We start from the raw sequence: 15,616 nt of genomic DNA, 5'->3' as shown, positions 1-15,616 counted from the left end.
TTCACTGGTCGGACAACCCGTCAGCCCTTCACCGCGCCGGTGATGACGCCCTTGGTGAAGTGCCGCTGCACGAACGGGTAGACGATCACCGCCGGTACGACGGTCACCACCACCACGGCCATCTTCACCGCCAGGGTCGGCGGGTACGCCGTGACGCCGGGCAGGCTGATCGAGGCGCCCGAGACGTTCGGTGACTGGCCGGCCAGGATGTAGCTCTGCAGCACCCGCTGGATCGGGAACTTGTCGTTGTCGTCGATGTAGAGCACCGAGTTGAAGTAGGCGTTCCAGTAGCCGACGGCGTAGAAGAGGCCGACCACCGCGATCACCGCCTTCGACAGCGGCAGCATGATCCGGGTGAGGATCCGGAACTCCCCCGCCCCGTCGATGCGGGCGCTGTCCAGCAGTTCCCCGGGCACGTTCATGAAGAACGCCCGGACGACCACCAGGTTGAACACGCTGATCGCGCCGGGCAGGATCAGCGACCAGATGCTGTCCTTGAGCCCGAGGCCGGTTACCACCAGGTAGCTGGGCACCAGGCCGGGGAAGATCAGGAACGTCAGCAGGAAGAAGAACAGCAGCCCCCGGTGCCCCACCGAGCCCGGCCGGGACAGCCCGTACGCGGCGAGGACGGTGAGCACCAGGCTCACCGTCGTGCCGAGCACGGTGACCAGGGTGCTGATCCAGACGGCCCGGGTGATCTGGCCGCCGGTGAAGATGGTGACGTACGCGGACGGGTCGATCTCGCGGGGCACCAGCACCATGCCGCCGGCCGCGTCGATCGTGTCCCGGGAGGCGAGGCTGGTGACCAGCACCGCCCAGAGGGGAACGAGCACGGCCGCGACGAGCAGGGTGAGCACGACGCCCTTGCCGAGGACGCCGGCCGGCGACGGCGGCTCCTCCCATGGGGCCCGCCCGGGGTGACGCCGACGGGCCGGCGGCGCAGCGTTCACCGTCGGCCCCGCCGGCGCCGGTGCGGCGTTACTGAGCTGCGCTGTCATGACGCGGAGTACACCCCCTGTTCACCGAGTCGGTGTGCGATCTTGTTGGCGGCCACGATGAGGATCAGCCCGACCACGGCCTTGAAGAGCCCGGCCGCGGCGCCCAGCCCCCACTGCTGGGTGGCGATCGCCTGGTAGTAGACGAACGTGTCGAGCACCTCGGCGGCGTCCCGGCCGACCGCCTCCCGCTGGAGGATGAACTGCTCGAAGCCGACCGAGAGCGCGTCGCCCAGCCGCATGATGAGCAGCAGCACGATCACCGGGCGCAGGCCGGGCAGGGTGATGTGCCACAGCCGCCGCCACCGGCCCGCCCCGTCGGCCGCCGCCGCCTCGTACAGGTTGGTGTCGATCGCGGCCAGCGCGGCCAGGAAGACGATCGCGCCCCAGCCGACGTCCTTCCACACCGACTCGGCGGTCACCAGCAGGATGAAGGTGTCCGGGTTGGTCATCACGTTCCACGGCTGGAGGCCGGCCTCGCGCATCTCCTGGGCCAGCAGGCCGGCCCCGCCGAGCATCTGCACGAAGAACGTCACCACCAGCACCCAGCTGAAGAAGTGCGGCAGGTAGACGACGCTCTGCACGAACCCGCGCATCCGCCCCGAGACCAGGCTGTTGAGCAGGATCGCCAACAGGATCGGCAGCGGGAAGAAGAACACGATCTGGAAGGTGGTGATGGTGAGGGTGTTGCGGACGGCGTCCCAGAAGAGCGGGTCGGCGAAGAGGGCCTCGAAGTTGCCGAAGCCGATCCACTCGCTGCGCAGGAACGCCTCGACCGGGTCGTCGCCGACGAACGGGTTGTAGTCCTGGAAGGCGATGATGTTGCCCAGCGTGGGCAGGTAGTGGAAGACCAGCAGCAGCGCGGCGGCCGGTGCGGTCATCGCCAGCAACGGCCAGTCCCGGCGCAGCCGGGCCCGCAGGGTGGCCCGGGGGCGGGGCCGGCCGCCCCGCCCCCGGGGCCTGCGCGGCCCCGGGGGCGGTGGCTGGCCGGCCGCCGGCGCGTCGACCACGCCGACGGTGCCCGGGGCGCTCATCGGCCGTTGTCGGCGAGCGCCTTTTCGAAGAACGCGCGCCCCTCCTCGCCGCCGGAGGCGAGGAAGTCCTTCGTCACCCGGTCGAGGTCGCCGATCGGGCGGCGACCGCGCAGGATGTCCCGGATCTTGTCCTCCGTCGGCTGGATGATCTTCGACCAGTTGGCGGGCAGCTCCAGCTTGATCCCGGCGAAGAGGTCCTTCTCCAGCAGGCCGATGTTCTTCTGGTAGTAGTCCAGGTAGTCCCGGACGAAGTTCGGGGTGTCACCGCTGCGGACCTTCACCGGGACCCGGCCGCCGATGTGGGTGTACTGGGCGCCCAGTTCCTTGCGGCCCAGCTCGGTCGGGACCGGGCTGCCGTCGGCCGCCCGGGTGAAGTGCCTGCCGTCCACGCCGTACTCGCGCAGCTCGAACTCGCGGCTGCCGAACGGCGCGGCGCACCAGTTGAGCACGCCCAGCAGCTCGGCTACCCGCTCGGCGCCGAGGCCCTTCTTGAGGAAGGTGAAGAAGACCGGCTTCTCGCTGCCCCAGACAACCGCGGGGCCACCGCCCGTGCCGAACACCGGCAGCGGCTGCATGGCGAAGCTCGGCAGCACCTTGCTCTGCTCGCCCTGCATGCCCTGCCAGGCGCCGAGGCCGTCCTGGAACAGGATGATCTTGCCGGCCTTGAACAGCTGCTTCTCGTCGGCACCCTTGCTGGCCACCGTGTCGGGGTGCACCAGCCCGTCGGAGAACAGCCTCGCGGTGAACTCCAGCGCGGCGCGGTAGGCCGGGTTCTCGAACTTGTGCTCCAGGCCGCCGCCCGGCTTCTTGCGCCAGGTCTGCTGGCAGCCGAAGAACTGCTGGACCATGTCGAAGACGCTGCCGAAGGCCCAGACCCCCTTGCCCGGGTCGGTGAGCTTCTTCCCCAGCTCGTGCAGCTCGTCGGGGGTGGTGGGGGTGGCCAGGCCGGCCTTGTCGACGAGGTCCTTGCGGTGGAACAGCGCCCAGGCGAACGGGCCATCGGTGGGGAACGGCACCGCGGCGAGCCGCCCGCCCCAGACCGAGTACTCCCACGCGCCGGTGGGCAGCGCGGCGAGGTACGGGTATTTCGCGGCGGCGTCGCCCCTGAGGTGGTCGGTCAGGTCCTCGAAGAGCGCCTTGACCGCGTCGGAGAACCGGGCGACCTTGTCGACCTCCCAGTTCGGCACGCTGAGCAGGTCGGGCACGTCCCGGGCGCCGAGCATCGCGTTGAGCTTGTCGGCGTAGGTGGTGCCGTCCTGCAGGCTCGGGTTCACCTCGACGCCCAGCTTGGCGTTGACCGCCGCCAGGTAGGAGTTGTTGCCCAGGGTCGGCGGGGTGGGGCCCCACCAGGGGCTCATGGTGCGGATCGCCCCACCGCCCCGGCCGGGCTGCTCGGTGACCGCGTCGACGAGCTGGCGGGGGTAGTTGAGGTAGCCGTCGGGGATGGGCCCCTCGCCGGGGATGTCCGGCTTCAGCAGCTCGGCGGGCCGGTGGGTGGGCAGCACGGACCGAATGGCGTCGGCCTTGGTGGCGCTGCCCTTGCTGCCGGCCTCCTTGCTGCAGGCGGTGAGGGTGGCGCCGCCCATCGTCGCGGCGGCGCCGAGACCGAGCAGGCGCAGCATGGTCCGGCGATCGGTGGATGCGCCCGGCGGGGACGGCTTCACGGTGCACTCCCTTCATCTGGTGACGGGGCTTGCGGAGCACGAGCGCCCGACTAGAATTAGTTGGGGTCCTAGCCGAACAAACTAATCGACGGTGATCCGACCCACAAGGGAGCGGCGAGGTGCGGGGCAGCCCGGCGGGGCACCCGCGATGCGCGATGATGCACGCGCGGACCGACCGGGATCGCACCGGCAGCCCAGGGAGCGGACAATCTTGATCAGCATGCGGAACGACCCTCGGCCGACCGATCTCGGCGACGTCCGGGTCGCCAACCGGGCCGTGGTGCTGCGCCACGTCCGGGTGCACTCGCCCTGCTCCCGGGCGGACATCGCGGCGCACACCGGACTCAACAAGGCCACCGTCTCCAGCCTCGTCACCGAGCTGATCGACCGGCGGCTGGTGCGCGAGACCGGGCTGACCGAGCACCGGGTCGGCCGGCCGGCCACCATGCTCGTGCTCGACGGCGAGCCGTACGCCGCCCTGGGGTTGGAGATCGGCACCGACGAGGTGGTGGCGGTCGCGGTCGACCTCGGCGGCAACCGGCTGCTCACCTGGCGCCGCGCGTTCGCCGCGCCGTCGGCCGCGCCGGGCGAGACGGTCCACGCCCTCGCCGCGCTGGCCCGCCGGGCCCTCGGCCGGGTCACCGGCCAGGGGCGGGCCGTGCTCGGCCTCACCGTCGGCGTGCCCGGCCTGGTCGACCCGGCCGGCTGCGTGCCGCTCTCCCCCGCGCTCGGCTGGCGCGACGTCCCCCTCGCCGACCTGCTGCGCGCCGCGCTGGGCGACCCGGACTTCGGCGTCACCGTGGACAACGCGGCGAACCTCGCCGCCCTGGCCGAGCAGCGCCACGGCGTCCACGCCGGGGCGTCCGACCTGGTCCATCTCACCGGCGGCGTCGGGATCGGCGCCGGGGTGATCGCCGACGGTCGACTGCTACGCGGCGGGCGGGGCTTCGCCGGCGAGATCGGGCACCTGTCCCTCGACCCGGCCGGCCCCGCCTGCGCCTGCGGGCAGGCCGGCTGCCTGGAGGCGCTGACCGGCCTGCCCGCGGTGGTACGCCGACTGCTGCCCGACACCGCCGAGGGCGGCCCGGTCACCGACTTCCTGCCGGAGCTCGAGCGAATCCGTGCCCTGGCCGGGCAGGACGACCCGACGGTACGCGCCGGGCTGACCGAGATCGGGCATCACCTGGGGCACGGGGTCGCCCTGCTGGCCAACCTGGTCAACCCCGAGGCGGTGCTGGTGGGAGGCCACTTCGCCGCGCTGGGGCCGTGGCTGCTGCCCGCCGCCCGGGCGGAACTCGCCGCCCGGACCCTCGCGCCGGAGGCCGGCGGGTGTCGGTTGGAGGCGTCCACCCTCGGCGGGGCCGCCGCCGCACTCGGCGGCGCGACGGCCGCGCTGGCCGGCGTCGAAAGTGGACAACTGCCCGCCCGCTGACCCCCGTAAGCCCTTGACCGGATCGGCCCGGCGGTGCCAACCTCGGGGCAGCCGTCCCGTCCGGGCAACCGGGGCGGCCTGTTTCTCCGCGGTTGTCGAAGCGCTTCACCGCGTCCGGGCCGACCCCCGCCTCACCGCCACCGCGATGCCACTCGTCACGGCGGTCGTCGAAGCGCTTCGACGGGCCGCCGGAGCGTCGGCCAGCCCAGGGAAGGTAACCGATCCACCATGACCGACAGCAGCACCGGCCGGACGCCCGGCCCGTCCTCCCACGCACGCGTCGACGCCCTCCTGGACCGGCTCAGCCTGCCGGAGAAGATCGGGTTGCTGCACCAGTGGCAGGCCCCCGTCGGTCGGCTCGGCCTGCCGCCGTTCCGCACCGGCACCGAGGCGCTGCACGGGGTGGCGTGGCTCGGAACGGCCACGGTCTTCCCCCAGGCGATCGGGCTGGCCAGCAGCTGGAACGCCGAGCTGGTACGGGCGGTGGGCGCCGCCGTCGGCGACGAGGTGCGCGTCAAGCACCACGCCGAGCCCGAGCGGGTCGGCCTGAACGTCTGGGCGCCCGTGGTCAACCCGCTGCGCGACCCCCGCTGGGGACGCAACGAGGAGGGCTGGTCCGAGGACCCGGGGCTCACCGGGCACCTCGCCACCGCGTACGCCACCGGCCTGCGCGGCGAGCACCCCGACCGACTGCGCACCGCGCCGACACTCAAACACTTCCTGGGCTACAACCACGAGACCGACCGCGCCACCACCTCCAGCGACCTGCCGCCGCGGGTGCTGCACGAGTACGAGCTGCCGGCGTTCCGCGCCCCGCTGGCCGCCGGCGCGGCGGTCGCCGTGATGGCCTCGTACAACCTGGTCGACGGCGTGCCGGCGCACCTCAGCCCGCTGATCGAGACCGAGCTGCGGCGGATGGCCCCCGGCGAGATCATGGTGGTCGGCGACGCGGGGGCGGCCAGCAACATCGCCGGCGTGCAGGCCCACCTGCCCGACCACGTGAGCGGGTTCGCCGCCGCCCTGCGCGCCGGCATCGACAACTTCACCGAGGACGACACCGACCCCCGGCCCACCGTCGAACGGATCACCGAGGCGCTGGAGCGCGGCCTGGTCACCGCCGCCGACGTGGATCGGGCGGTCCGGCGCGTCCTGGCCGTCCGGGCCCGCCTCGGCGACCTGGACCCGCCGGAGACCGACCCGTGGGCCGGGGTGTCCCCGGACGTGGTGGACTGCCCGGCGCACCGGGAACTGGCCCGCGAGGCCGCCCGGCAGTCCGTGGTGCTGCTGCGCAACGACGGGCTGCTCCCGCTCGCCCCGACAGCCGACCTGCGGGTCGCGGTGCTCGGTCCGCTGGCCGACACCGTCCACACCGACTGGTACAGCGGCACCCTGCCGTACGCGGTCACACTCTTCGGGGCCCTGACCGGGCCGGTGGGCCAGGTGAGCACCCACAGCGGAGCGGACCGGATCGCCCTCCGCGTCGGCGGCCGGTACGTGCGCGCGGCGACCGGCGGCCAGGGCGGCCCGCTCACCGCCGACGCGGCCGCCGCCACCGAGGAGACCTGGTTCGACGTCTTCGACTGGGGCGCGGACGCGGTGGCGCTGCGCGCCGCCGGCAACGGCCGGCACGTCGGGGCCGACGATGACGGCGACCTGGTCAACGACCGCCCCGGGCCGGGCGGCTGGGTGGTCCGGGAGACCTTCCGGTTCGCGCCGGGCCCAGACGGGACGGTGCTGCTGCGCCACCTCGCCACCGACCGGTACGTGGCCGTGGGGCCGGACGGGCGGCTGCGCGTCGACGCCGCCGGGCCGCAGACGGCCACCGCGTTCGCCGTGGAGCTGCTCGTCGACGGCGCCGTCCGGGCCGCCGAGCTGGCCGCCGCCGCCGACGTGGCGATCGTGGCGCTGGGCAACCACCCGATGGTCAACGGTCGGGAGACCGAGGACCGGGTCGACCTGGCGCTGCCGGCCGGGCAGGAGGCGCTGCTGCGCGCCGTGCACGCCGCCAATCCACGCACCGTGCTCGCCCTGACCAGCAGCTACCCGTACGCGATCGGCTGGGCCGACGCCCACCTGCCGGCGGTGCTCTGGTCGGCGCACGGCGGCCAGGAGCACGGTGCGGCGCTGGCCGCCGTGCTGCTCGGCGACGCCGAGCCGGGTGGGCGGCTGACCCAGACCTGGTACGCCGACGCCGCCGAGCTGCCCGACCTGCTCGACTACGACATCATCGGCGCCGACGCCACCTACCTCTACCACCGGGGCGAGCCGCTGTACCCCTTCGGCCACGGGCTGAGCTACACCCGGTTCGACTACGCTGACCTCCGGTTCAGCGCGACATCGGTGACCGCCGACGGGGAGGTCGAAGTGAGCGTCGAGGTCACCAACGGCGGCACCCGCACCGGCGAGGAGGTCGTCCAGCTCTACACCCGGCAGCGCCGCTCCCGGGTCAAGCAGCCCCTGCGCCAGCTTCGCGACCACGCCAGGATCACCCTCGCCCCGGGCGGGCGCGCGGTGGTGCGGCTGCGGCTGTGCGCCGCCGACCTGGGCTGGTGGGACGACTCCCTCGGTCGGTACGTGGTGGAGGACGCCCCGCACAGCGTGCTGGTCGGGCGGTCCGTGGGCGACGTCCGCCTGGTCGGCACCCTCGTCGTGCGGGGCTCGGCCGGTGGGAGCACCGGGGTCGACCCGCTGGTCGGGGCGGCCTCCGGCACCGGGCGGCACCGATGAGCGCGGCGCGGGCCGCCCGGCGACGGCGACGCGGCCGGTGAAGTCACCCGACCTGGTCACCATCGCCGATGTCGCCCGGCACGCCGGGGTCGCGGTCAGCACCGTGTCGTACGTGCTCAGCGGCAAGCGGGTTATCTCCGAGGTCACCCGCACCCGGGTGCTGGCCAGCGTCCAAGCCCTCGGCTACCACCCGAACGCCGGCGCGCGGGCCCTGGCCAGCCGGCGGGCCAACGTCATCGCGCTGGTCCTGCCGCTGCGTTCCGGAATGCAGGTGCCGGTGGTGATGCAGTTCGCCATGGCGGTGGTGACCACCGCCCGCACGGTCGACCACGACGTCCTGCTGGTCACCTCCGACGAGGGTCCGGCCGGGCTGCGCCGCATCGCGGCCAGCGCCATGGTGGACGGTCTCCTGCTGATGGACGTGGAGCTGAACGACTCCCGGGTGCCGCTGCTGCGGGAGCTGGGCCGGCCCAGCGTGCTGATCGGCCTCCCCGCCGACGCCGACGGGCTGACCTGCGTGGACCTGGACTTCCACGGGGCCGGCCGGGTCTGCGTCGAGCACCTCGCGGGGTTGGGTCACCGGCGGATCGCCCTGCTCGGCGCCCCGGCCGCCGTCTACGACCGGGGCACCGGCTTCGCGCACCGGACCAGAGCCGGCGTCGTCGACACCGCCGCCCGACTCGGCGTGGACGCCGTGGTCCGCCCCTGCGAGGAGGGCACGGCGGCCGTCCGCCGGGAACTGGTCGAACTGCTGCAGCGGTGGCCCGACCTGTCCGGGCTGGTGGTGCAGAACGAGGCGGCCGTGGGCCCCGTCCTGGCCACGCTGCCCACCCTGGGCCGGCGGGTGCCCGAGGACGTGTCGGTGGTCGGCATCTGCCCCGACCAGTTCGCCGAGCAGGCCAGCCCACGGTTGACCTCGGTGCCCGTGCCGGCCGAGGAGGTCGGCCGGCAGGCCGTGGCGCTGCTCGTGCGCAAGGTGCACGGCGAGCCGGTCCCGGGCTCCACCCTCCTGCAACCCCGGCTGACCATGCGCGACAGCACCGCCCCGCACCGCTGACCCGGCGGCGGGTGCCCGGCGGTCAGCGGGTGGCGGTGAGGGCGGTGTAGTCGGCGGCCGTCAGCGGCGCGGCGGAGAGCGAGCCGTCTGCCCGAGGCACCCCGAGGGGGCGGCCGTCGCGCAGGAACGACACGGTGGTGACGTCGTCCCGGGCGTCGAGGGTGCAGACGATCTGCCCGAACGCCAGGACCTCGTCGCTGCGGCCGGTCTCGTCGCCGGTCTGGCCGACCGTCACCCGCGCCTGGCCGCCCGCGACGTCCGCGACGACGGCACTCATCGCCCCCGGCAACGCGCTGCTCAGCCCGGCGTCCCGCTCGACGGCGGTGGGGCCGGCGAGCAGGTCGCGCAGTTGGGCGTCGACGTCGGGCGCGTGGTTGACGCGGCGCGGCACCGGTACCAGCCGGTCGTCCCGGACGAAACACAGCGTCTCGGTGACCCGGCCGTTCGGGGCGGTGCTGCCGGCCGTCGCCGGGGACGGGAACGGCCCGGGCGGGACCTCGACCACCCGGGGCCGATCCTCGGCCGGCACCCCGCAGCCGGACGCCAGGACGAGCAGGCCGGCCAGGACGGCCGGGGCGACGACGCGCCGGGCGAAGTCCGGCAGGCCGGCGCGATCGGTTCCCCCGGCCCGGCCGCCGCCCATGGCGGGCGCCGCGGCCCGGGCGGTCACGGCAGGCTCCCGGGCAGGGTGACGTGGAACCGAGCGCCCCCGCCCGGACGGTCGACCACGCCGGTCCGGCCGCCGTGCGCGGCGGCGTGCTGGGCGACCAGGGCCAGGCCGAGGCCGGTGCCGTCGCCGGTGCCGGTGCCCCGAGCGTGGGCGGCCCGGCCCCGGACGAAGCGGTCGAAGATGACCTCCCGGTTCTCCACCGGCACCCCGGGGCCGTCGTCGTCGACCTCGATCACGCCGGCATCGCCGTCGCGCGACAGCCGCACCGCGACCGGACCGGCCCCGTAGCGGATTGCGTTGTCGAGCAGGTTCACCAGCACCTGCGCGACGCGCCGCTGCTCCACCCGCCACCTCCGTGGTGTGCCGGCCGTCAGGCGCACCAGCGAGGCCGGCAGGTCCCGCTCGACGCAGGCCCGCCGCGCCAACTCCGCCACGTCGACCGTGGCGCGGTGGGCGGGCTGGTCGCTGCGGGCCAGGTCGATCAGATCATTGACCAGCCGCTGAAAGCGGTCGATCTCGTCGGCGACGAGACCGGCGGCGGTGGCGGTACGGTCGTCGTAGTGCTCCCGCCGCCGTTGCAGGACGCTGACCGCCGCGGCGAGGGTCTGCAACGGCGAGCGCAGCTCGTGGCTGACGTCGGCGGCGAACCGGCGGTCCCGTTCGATTCGGCGGGCCAACTGGTCGACCATGTGGTTGAACGAGGTGGACAGCCGGGTGAGATCGGGGTCGGTGGCCGGGTCGAGGCGGGCGGTCAGCTCACCGGCGGCGATCTTCTCCGCGGCGTCGGCGACCGCGGTCAGCGGACGCAGGCCGTGCCGGGTGGCGTACCAGCCCAGCGCCGCCCCGGAGCCGGCCACCACGATGGCCACGGCGGTCAGCGTCAGGGCCAGCGCCTGGAACGTCCGCTCCAGCTCGCCCAGCGAGTTGACCTCGTAGTACGTCGCCGATCCGGACAGCGGCACCCCCACCAGCAGGGCGGCCTGCCCGTCGACGCGGACCCGCTGCACGGCCGGTTCCCCCGCGCCGACGAGCCGTTGCAGCTCCTCGGGCACGGCGGCGGTGAGCCCGACGTCGGCGGTGCGGGCGTGCCAGTCGCCGTCGATGTTCAGCAGCGCCCGCCGGCTGCCGCCGGTGTCCAGCGAGCGCAGCACCTCCACCACGTCCGGGTCGTCGGTGTCCAGGCCGTTGCGCACCACGGCGGCGTCGAAGTACGCGGCCCGCACCGCGGTACGCTCCCGCTCGTCCATCAGGGACCGGCGGGTCAGCTCGTACGAGACCAGGGCCATGGAGGCGGCCAGCAGCAGCGCCCCGGCGGCGAACGCCGCGGTGACCCGGGCGCGCAGGCCGAGTCGACGCCGCGCGGGCGGGCGGGGACCCGTCATCGTTGCAGCTTGTAGCCGAGCCCGCGCAGGGTCACCAGGTACTCGGGGTTGGCCGGGTCCGGCTCGATCTTCTGCCGCAGCCGGCCGACGTGCACGTCGACCAGCCGCTCGTCGCCGGTGTCGTACCCCCAGACCCGTTGCAGCAGTTGCTGGCGGGACAGCACCCGGCCGGCGTGCTCGGCCAGCTCGCACAGCAGCCGGAACTCGGTGCGGGTCACCGACACGCGATTGCCTGCCCGGCGCACCTCCCCCGCCTCCGGGCTGACCTCCAGGTCACCGAAGGCCAGCACCGGCACCGGCTCGGTCACGGCCGGGACGGCGGCGCGGGCGCGCCGACGCAGGGCGCGCAGCCGGGCAGTCAGCTCCTTGATCGCCACGGGCTTGACGACGTAGTCGTCAGCGCCGGCCTCCAGGGCGGCCACGATGTCGTGGGTGTCGTCGCGGGCGCTGACCACCACGATCGGCACGTCGTCATCGCGGCGGATCTGACGGATGCACTCGAAGCCGTCCAGGCCCGGCAGCATCAGGTCGACCAGGACGTAGTCGGCCGGGTTCCGGCGCTGGGCACGCAGCCCCTCCTCGGCTGTGGCAGCGCCGTGGGCGTCGTAGCCCTCGTCCTCCAGCGCGAGCAGCAGCGCCAGTCGGATGCGGTCGTCGTCCTCGATCACCAGTACGGACGTCACACCGGAATCATCCCCAAGGCCGTCCGCCGATGGCCAACCGTGTCCGACGGATGACGGATTTGTCACGCAACTGTCACACGTCCGCGTGGTGCCCGCCACCCCCGACCGACACGGTGGTGGGCATCCGGGTCCGCGAGGGAAGGGGTACGGCCGTGACAACGCCGCTGGCACACCGGGAGTGCTCGATTCCCCTGGTCGAGGTGACCGTGACCGAGTTCGACCTGGCCTGTCTGTCGACGACCGGTGCCGTGTTCGACCAACTGCTCGCCCTGCGCCCAGCCCAGGTCGTGGTCGACCTGTCCGGCTGCCGGCACGTCGACGCCGCCGCGATCGGGCTGCTGCTCGACGTGCACCGGCGGCTCACCCGCGCCGACGCGGAGCTCACCGTACGCGACCCGAACCCCCGGATCTGGCGCATCCTGCGGTCCGCCCGCCTGGACCAGGTCCTGCCGATCGTCGTCGGCCGGACGCCGGAGGCCGACCGGCCCGACCGGTCCCCCGCGCCGGGCTCCTACCGGGCGGGACAGACGCCCGTCGGCCGGGCGGCCGTGCCGGTGCGGGGACTGCCTGACGGGACGTCGGCCGGCGGGCCGCGGTGAGCCTCCGTATCCTCGTCGCCCAGGAGCTGCCGTGACCGTCCCCGGGCTCGTCAGCGCCCTTCTCATCGGGCTCGTCGTCGGGGCCCTCGGCCGGCTCGTCGTTCCCGGCCGGCAGACCGCGCCGCGCTGGCTCACCCTGGTCGTCGGCGTGGTCGCCGCCCTGCTCGGCACCATCCTCGCCCGCCTCGTCGGCGTGGCCGGGTCCGGCTTCGGGTTCCAGGACGTGCTCGTGCAGGTCGGGCTGGCCGGGGTCGGCGTCGTCCTGGTGGCGGCCACCTCCGGCCGCTCGGACTCCGCCTAGACACGCCGACACCACACCCCGAGAAGGGACCATCCCCCGTGGTCATCCCCTGGCCGTCGCCCGACGACCATTCCTGGCCCGCCGAGCCCGACAGCGGGCCTGCGGATGAGGACGCCCGGCTCGCCGCCGCCGTCGCCCGGCGGCTCGGCGGCGACCCGACCGTCCGCCACGAGCCGGTCAGGGTCAGCGTGCAGAACCGGGTCGTCATCCTCACCGGCATCGTCGCCGACCCGCGGGCCCGGCGGGCCGCCGGGGAGTTGGCCTGGGCGGTCACCGACGTCGCCGACGTCTGCAACGCCCTACGGCTGTCCGAGCCGCGTCGTCCGCGCCGGTGAGCACGAGCCCCCGCGGTGACGTCCCCCCGTCGGCAGGGCGGCGGCGGTCAGCGACTTCAGGCCGGACCGGGGTGACCCGCCATGACGCCGAAGAAGCGGAGCCTGGGGAGATCCGCGCCCGCTACAGCTCGGACCAGACACCCAGTTCGTTGCCGCTCGGGTCGGTGAAGTGGAACCGGCGGCCACCGGGGAACTCGTACGGCCCCACCACCTGGCCGCCGGCGTCCTTCACCGCCTGCACGGACCGGTCCAGGTCTGCCGAGTAGAGCAGCACCAACGGGCCACCCGCCCGGACTTCCTGATCCGCACACAGACCGCCGACTTCGGGCGCGGAGTCACCGTGCGGGCTCCGGATGCCGGCGTACCCCGGCCCGTAGTCGTTGAACTGCCAGGCGAACGCTTCGGCGTAGAAGCGCTTGGCCAGGTCGAGGTCGGTGACCGTGAACTCCATGTAGTCGATGGCGTGGTGTCGATGCGGATATGGCTCAGACATGTTCCGCATCGTGCCCGCCGGGTACGACAACTGATCTCCACGCTGGAGAGTGAGGTCCGCTGGCTGGACCACGTCGAGGCGACTGTGCTGCGGCGGGCGCGACTTCGCCGGGCGCCGTTGAAGACCGTGGCCGGTATGTCTCGCTGTCGCCGAACCGGTCGCGGACCGCGTCGACGATCCGGTCGGCGGGACGCGCGCAGCGACCGGTACACCAGCCGGCGCAGGTCGGCCGGCGCGTCGGTGAGCAGCGGGCGGAGGTCGTCGGCCGTGAGCCAACCGGCGCGCAGCTCCGCGAGCACCGCGGCCAGCCTGCCGGCGGCGGCGAGGGGCCGGGCCCGGGCGGCGAGCGCGTGGTCATCCGCTGCCGGTACGGCAGGTCGTCGAGGTCGTCGAGGTCGTCGAGCAGGGCGGTGGTGGGGCGCGACATCGCGACAGCCTGCCCGTGATCGGCGCCGCCCGCCGACCCGTTTTCTCGTGATCGTGTGCTGATTCGGCGCCAGCGTCGCCGCCGATCCGCCGGTGACACCTGCACTGGCGCCTTTGCTCTGCTGCCCCCTGCGCGACACGCGGGGACCGCGACGGTTCCTGCCGTCCGCTCGTGCTGGCCTGTGAGGCGACTGCGCGGTACTGGTCGTTGCGGTGACGGCAGCAGAGCAAAGGGGACGAGTGGGCATGACCCATCCGGCACCCGGGCCGTCTGGACGCCTGCCCCGCCAGGGTCCGTGTCGAAGTCGGTTACCGCCGCTCGTTGATCGCGGCGACGTGCACGGGGCCTGCCCCACCCCGCGCCCAAGCCCGCCCAGTCGAGGGGCCGGGTTGTCGGTGCCCCGGGGGGACTGCCAAGCGCCCGGCCGGAGGACCGGCCGGGCGCTTGGCCTTGCGGGGTGCCGGGTCGAACCGACCCGCCCCGGGTGGGTCAGAGGCTGAGCCGCTGACCCGGGAAGATCAGGTTCGGGTGCTCGCCCACGACCCGCTCGTTCTTCTCCCACAGCGCGCGCCAGCCGCCCCGCACGCTCTGGGCCCCGGCGATCTCGGACAGGGTGTCGCCCGACCGGACCACGTAGGTCTTTCCGCCACCGGTCGGTGCGCTCTTCGTGGTGCTCTTCGTGGTGCTCTTCGTGGTGTCCCGCTTGCTGCGCGAGGCCGGCTTCTCGGTCCGCGTGGACCGCTCCTTCGGGGCGGCCTTCGACTCCGAGTTCTCCGACCTGGGGCTGGCCTTCGTCGAGCCGCCCTTCTTGCCGCAGGTCGGCCACGCCCCGATGCCCTGCCCGTCGAGCACCTTCTCGGCGATACGAATCTGCTCGCCGCGGGTGGCCAGGTCGGCGCGGGCGGCGTACTTCTTGCCGCCGTAGCCGGCCCACGTGCCCGCCGAGAACTGGAGGCCGCCGTAGTAGCCGTTGCCGGTGTTGATGTGCCAGTTGCCGCTGGACTCGCACTGGGCAATCGCGTCCCAGTTGACCGCGGCCTGGGCCGGCGCGGCCGGGCCGAAGAGGGCGACGGCCCCGGCGACGGCGCCCGCCGCGACGGTACCGACGGCGGCGCGGCGAGCGGTGACCCGACGGTGTCGGGCGGTGTGTTCAGTAGCCATGTGTGATTCCTCCACGCCGACGAGGTGAGCTGTCGGGTTCGGGCCGAGGAGCCCGGCCGCCACAGGCGGCTTCACCCCGAGGTGCGATGCACCGAGGAACGTGTGGTTCCCCCGCTCCTGCCATGGATCAAAGGAAACCGACGGCCGGCGGCAGGATTAGGCGTTACCGACCGTGGTGACCGCGTTGGCGGACTCGATCGACGTTAGGCACCGTCGGTGATGATTGCCCACCTCTTGTGAAGTTCTTCACCCGCTCGAGCGAACGGCCGCACCGTCGACTTGCGAGGCGGTACCAGCCATGCAGGGCGATCAGAGGTCCGAGTTCGATCAGGATGCAAGGCGATCGGGCACCTCGGGACGCTACTCAGCGTTATGTCGGTCCGATAGCGCACATCGGACGCCCGACACCGTCGGTGAACGCCGAAGGCTCAGTGGGACGGGCGTGGACCGAGCCCGGCGACGGCGGTGTCGGTCGCGCAGCTCAACTCCCCGGGTGCCAGTTGCACCCAGGCCGGCCGCCACACCTCGACCGCCCGCCGTCCACGCGGGCTGGCCTCATTTTCCCGTCCGCTCCGCCGCCCGAGGACCCGCACGAGAGGGGTGTGAACGACGCGCGCCGGGCATCCACGGTCGACGGTGTCGACCGGGAGCCCGGC

At 73.7% G+C, this 15,616-nt stretch carries 14 protein-coding genes and 1 riboswitch; of the genes, 6 read left to right on the top strand and 8 right to left on the bottom strand.

Annotated features, from left to right (window positions below):
* Positions 1–20: 20 nt before the first annotated feature.
* From SNR22_RS22000 to SNR22_RS21990, 3 genes are read right to left on the bottom strand one after another with little or no spacing between them, the layout of a single operon-like run.
* On the bottom strand, positions 21–998 hold the full coding sequence (locus SNR22_RS22000; RefSeq protein WP_320068524.1) for a carbohydrate ABC transporter permease: 978 nt from the start codon (positions 996–998) through the stop codon (positions 21–23).
* The gene (locus SNR22_RS21995) at positions 995–2,029 is read right to left on the bottom strand and encodes an ABC transporter permease (protein WP_320068523.1); all 1,035 of its coding nucleotides are present in this window, start codon (positions 2,027–2,029) and stop codon (positions 995–997) included. The genes SNR22_RS22000 and SNR22_RS21995 overlap by 4 nt, the downstream gene beginning before the upstream one ends.
* On the bottom strand, positions 2,026–3,693 hold the full coding sequence (locus SNR22_RS21990) for an extracellular solute-binding protein (protein WP_320068522.1): 1,668 nt from the start codon (positions 3,691–3,693) through the stop codon (positions 2,026–2,028). Before SNR22_RS21990 ends, SNR22_RS21995 begins: the two co-directional genes overlap by 4 nt.
* 220 nt (positions 3,694–3,913) lie before the next feature.
* Between SNR22_RS21990 and SNR22_RS21985 the strand changes: the two genes are divergently transcribed.
* The 3 genes from SNR22_RS21985 (at position 3,914) to SNR22_RS21975 (ending at position 8,909) form a co-directional block, all read left to right on the top strand.
* Positions 3,914–5,125, top strand: coding sequence for an ROK family transcriptional regulator (locus SNR22_RS21985; protein WP_320068521.1), 1,212 nt, complete (start codon positions 3,914–3,916; stop codon positions 5,123–5,125).
* A gap of 228 nt (positions 5,126–5,353) precedes the next feature.
* Entirely contained in the window at positions 5,354–7,852 is a 2,499-nt protein-coding gene (locus tag SNR22_RS21980; protein WP_320068520.1) for a beta-glucosidase family protein, read from the top strand.
* A gap of 37 nt (positions 7,853–7,889) precedes the next feature.
* Positions 7,890–8,909: a LacI family DNA-binding transcriptional regulator gene (locus tag SNR22_RS21975; protein WP_320068519.1), complete on the top strand. Its 1,020-nt coding sequence runs from the start codon at positions 7,890–7,892 to the stop codon at positions 8,907–8,909.
* A 22-nt stretch (positions 8,910–8,931) separates the two neighbouring features.
* On the opposite strand, the gene SNR22_RS21970 is transcribed toward SNR22_RS21975, so the two are convergent.
* From SNR22_RS21970 to SNR22_RS21960, 3 genes are read right to left on the bottom strand one after another with little or no spacing between them, the layout of a single operon-like run.
* Complete coding sequence (locus SNR22_RS21970; RefSeq protein WP_320068518.1) at positions 8,932–9,579, bottom strand: GerMN domain-containing protein; 648 nt, start codon at positions 9,577–9,579, stop codon at positions 8,932–8,934.
* Entirely contained in the window at positions 9,576–10,961 is a 1,386-nt protein-coding gene (locus SNR22_RS21965) for a HAMP domain-containing sensor histidine kinase (RefSeq protein WP_320068517.1), read from the bottom strand. The genes SNR22_RS21970 and SNR22_RS21965 overlap by 4 nt, the downstream gene beginning before the upstream one ends.
* Positions 10,958–11,644 (bottom strand): response regulator transcription factor, encoded by a 687-nt coding sequence (locus SNR22_RS21960; protein ID WP_320068516.1) that lies wholly within the window; start codon positions 11,642–11,644, stop codon positions 10,958–10,960. Before SNR22_RS21960 ends, SNR22_RS21965 begins: the two co-directional genes overlap by 4 nt.
* A 152-nt stretch (positions 11,645–11,796) precedes the next feature.
* Between SNR22_RS21960 and SNR22_RS21955 the strand changes: the two genes are divergently transcribed.
* From SNR22_RS21955 to SNR22_RS21945, 3 genes are read left to right on the top strand one after another with little or no spacing between them, the layout of a single operon-like run.
* Positions 11,797–12,243, top strand: a complete 447-nt coding sequence (locus SNR22_RS21955) for an STAS domain-containing protein (protein WP_320068515.1) — start codon at positions 11,797–11,799, stop codon at positions 12,241–12,243.
* A 31-nt stretch (positions 12,244–12,274) separates the two neighbouring features.
* Positions 12,275–12,544: a GlsB/YeaQ/YmgE family stress response membrane protein gene (locus tag SNR22_RS21950; protein WP_320068514.1), complete on the top strand. Its 270-nt coding sequence runs from the start codon at positions 12,275–12,277 to the stop codon at positions 12,542–12,544.
* Positions 12,545–12,582: 38 nt separating this feature from the next.
* A complete protein-coding gene (locus SNR22_RS21945) occupies positions 12,583–12,879 on the top strand; it encodes a BON domain-containing protein (RefSeq protein ID WP_320068513.1) in 297 nt (98 codons plus the stop codon).
* A gap of 121 nt (positions 12,880–13,000) precedes the next feature.
* On the opposite strand, the gene SNR22_RS21940 is transcribed toward SNR22_RS21945, so the two are convergent.
* Together SNR22_RS21940 and SNR22_RS21935 are read right to left on the bottom strand one after the other, a co-directional pair.
* Positions 13,001–13,372, bottom strand: a complete 372-nt coding sequence (locus tag SNR22_RS21940; protein ID WP_320068512.1) for a VOC family protein — start codon at positions 13,370–13,372, stop codon at positions 13,001–13,003.
* Positions 13,373–14,288: 916 nt separating this feature from the next.
* Positions 14,289–14,960 carry a transglycosylase family protein gene (locus SNR22_RS21935; RefSeq protein WP_320068511.1) on the bottom strand — a complete coding sequence of 224 codons (672 nt, stop codon included), beginning with the start codon at positions 14,958–14,960 and terminating at the stop codon, positions 14,289–14,291.
* Positions 14,960–15,133, bottom strand: a riboswitch (cyclic di-AMP (ydaO/yuaA leader). Its footprint overlaps the gene before it by 1 nt.
* Positions 15,134–15,616: the final 483 nt, after the last annotated feature.

The sequence above is a fragment of the Micromonospora sp. RTGN7 genome (genome assembly GCF_033804645.1).
Lineage (GTDB): Bacteria > Actinomycetota > Actinomycetes > Mycobacteriales > Micromonosporaceae > Micromonospora.
Note: the sequence above shows the minus strand (reverse complement) of the source record. Positions and strands in the feature narration are given on the sequence as shown.

What these genes read in the sequence shown, in the direction of transcription:
- SNR22_RS22000 (WP_320068524.1), bottom strand. Translation starts at nt 998, where the DNA reads ATGACAGCGCAGCTCAGTAACGCCGCACCGGCGCCGGCGGGGCCGACG.
- SNR22_RS21995 (WP_320068523.1), bottom strand. Translation starts at nt 2,029, where the DNA reads ATGAGCGCCCCGGGCACCGTCGGCGTGGTCGACGCGCCGGCGGCCGGC.
- SNR22_RS21985 (WP_320068521.1), top strand. Translation starts at nt 3,914, where the DNA reads ATGCGGAACGACCCTCGGCCGACCGATCTCGGCGACGTCCGGGTCGCC.
- SNR22_RS21980 (WP_320068520.1), top strand. Translation starts at nt 5,354, where the DNA reads ATGACCGACAGCAGCACCGGCCGGACGCCCGGCCCGTCCTCCCACGCA.
- SNR22_RS21965 (WP_320068517.1), bottom strand. Translation starts at nt 10,961, where the DNA reads ATGACGGGTCCCCGCCCGCCCGCGCGGCGTCGACTCGGCCTGCGCGCC.
- SNR22_RS21940 (WP_320068512.1), bottom strand. Translation starts at nt 13,372, where the DNA reads ATGTCTGAGCCATATCCGCATCGACACCACGCCATCGACTACATGGAG.
- SNR22_RS21935 (WP_320068511.1), bottom strand. Translation starts at nt 14,960, where the DNA reads ATGGCTACTGAACACACCGCCCGACACCGTCGGGTCACCGCTCGCCGC.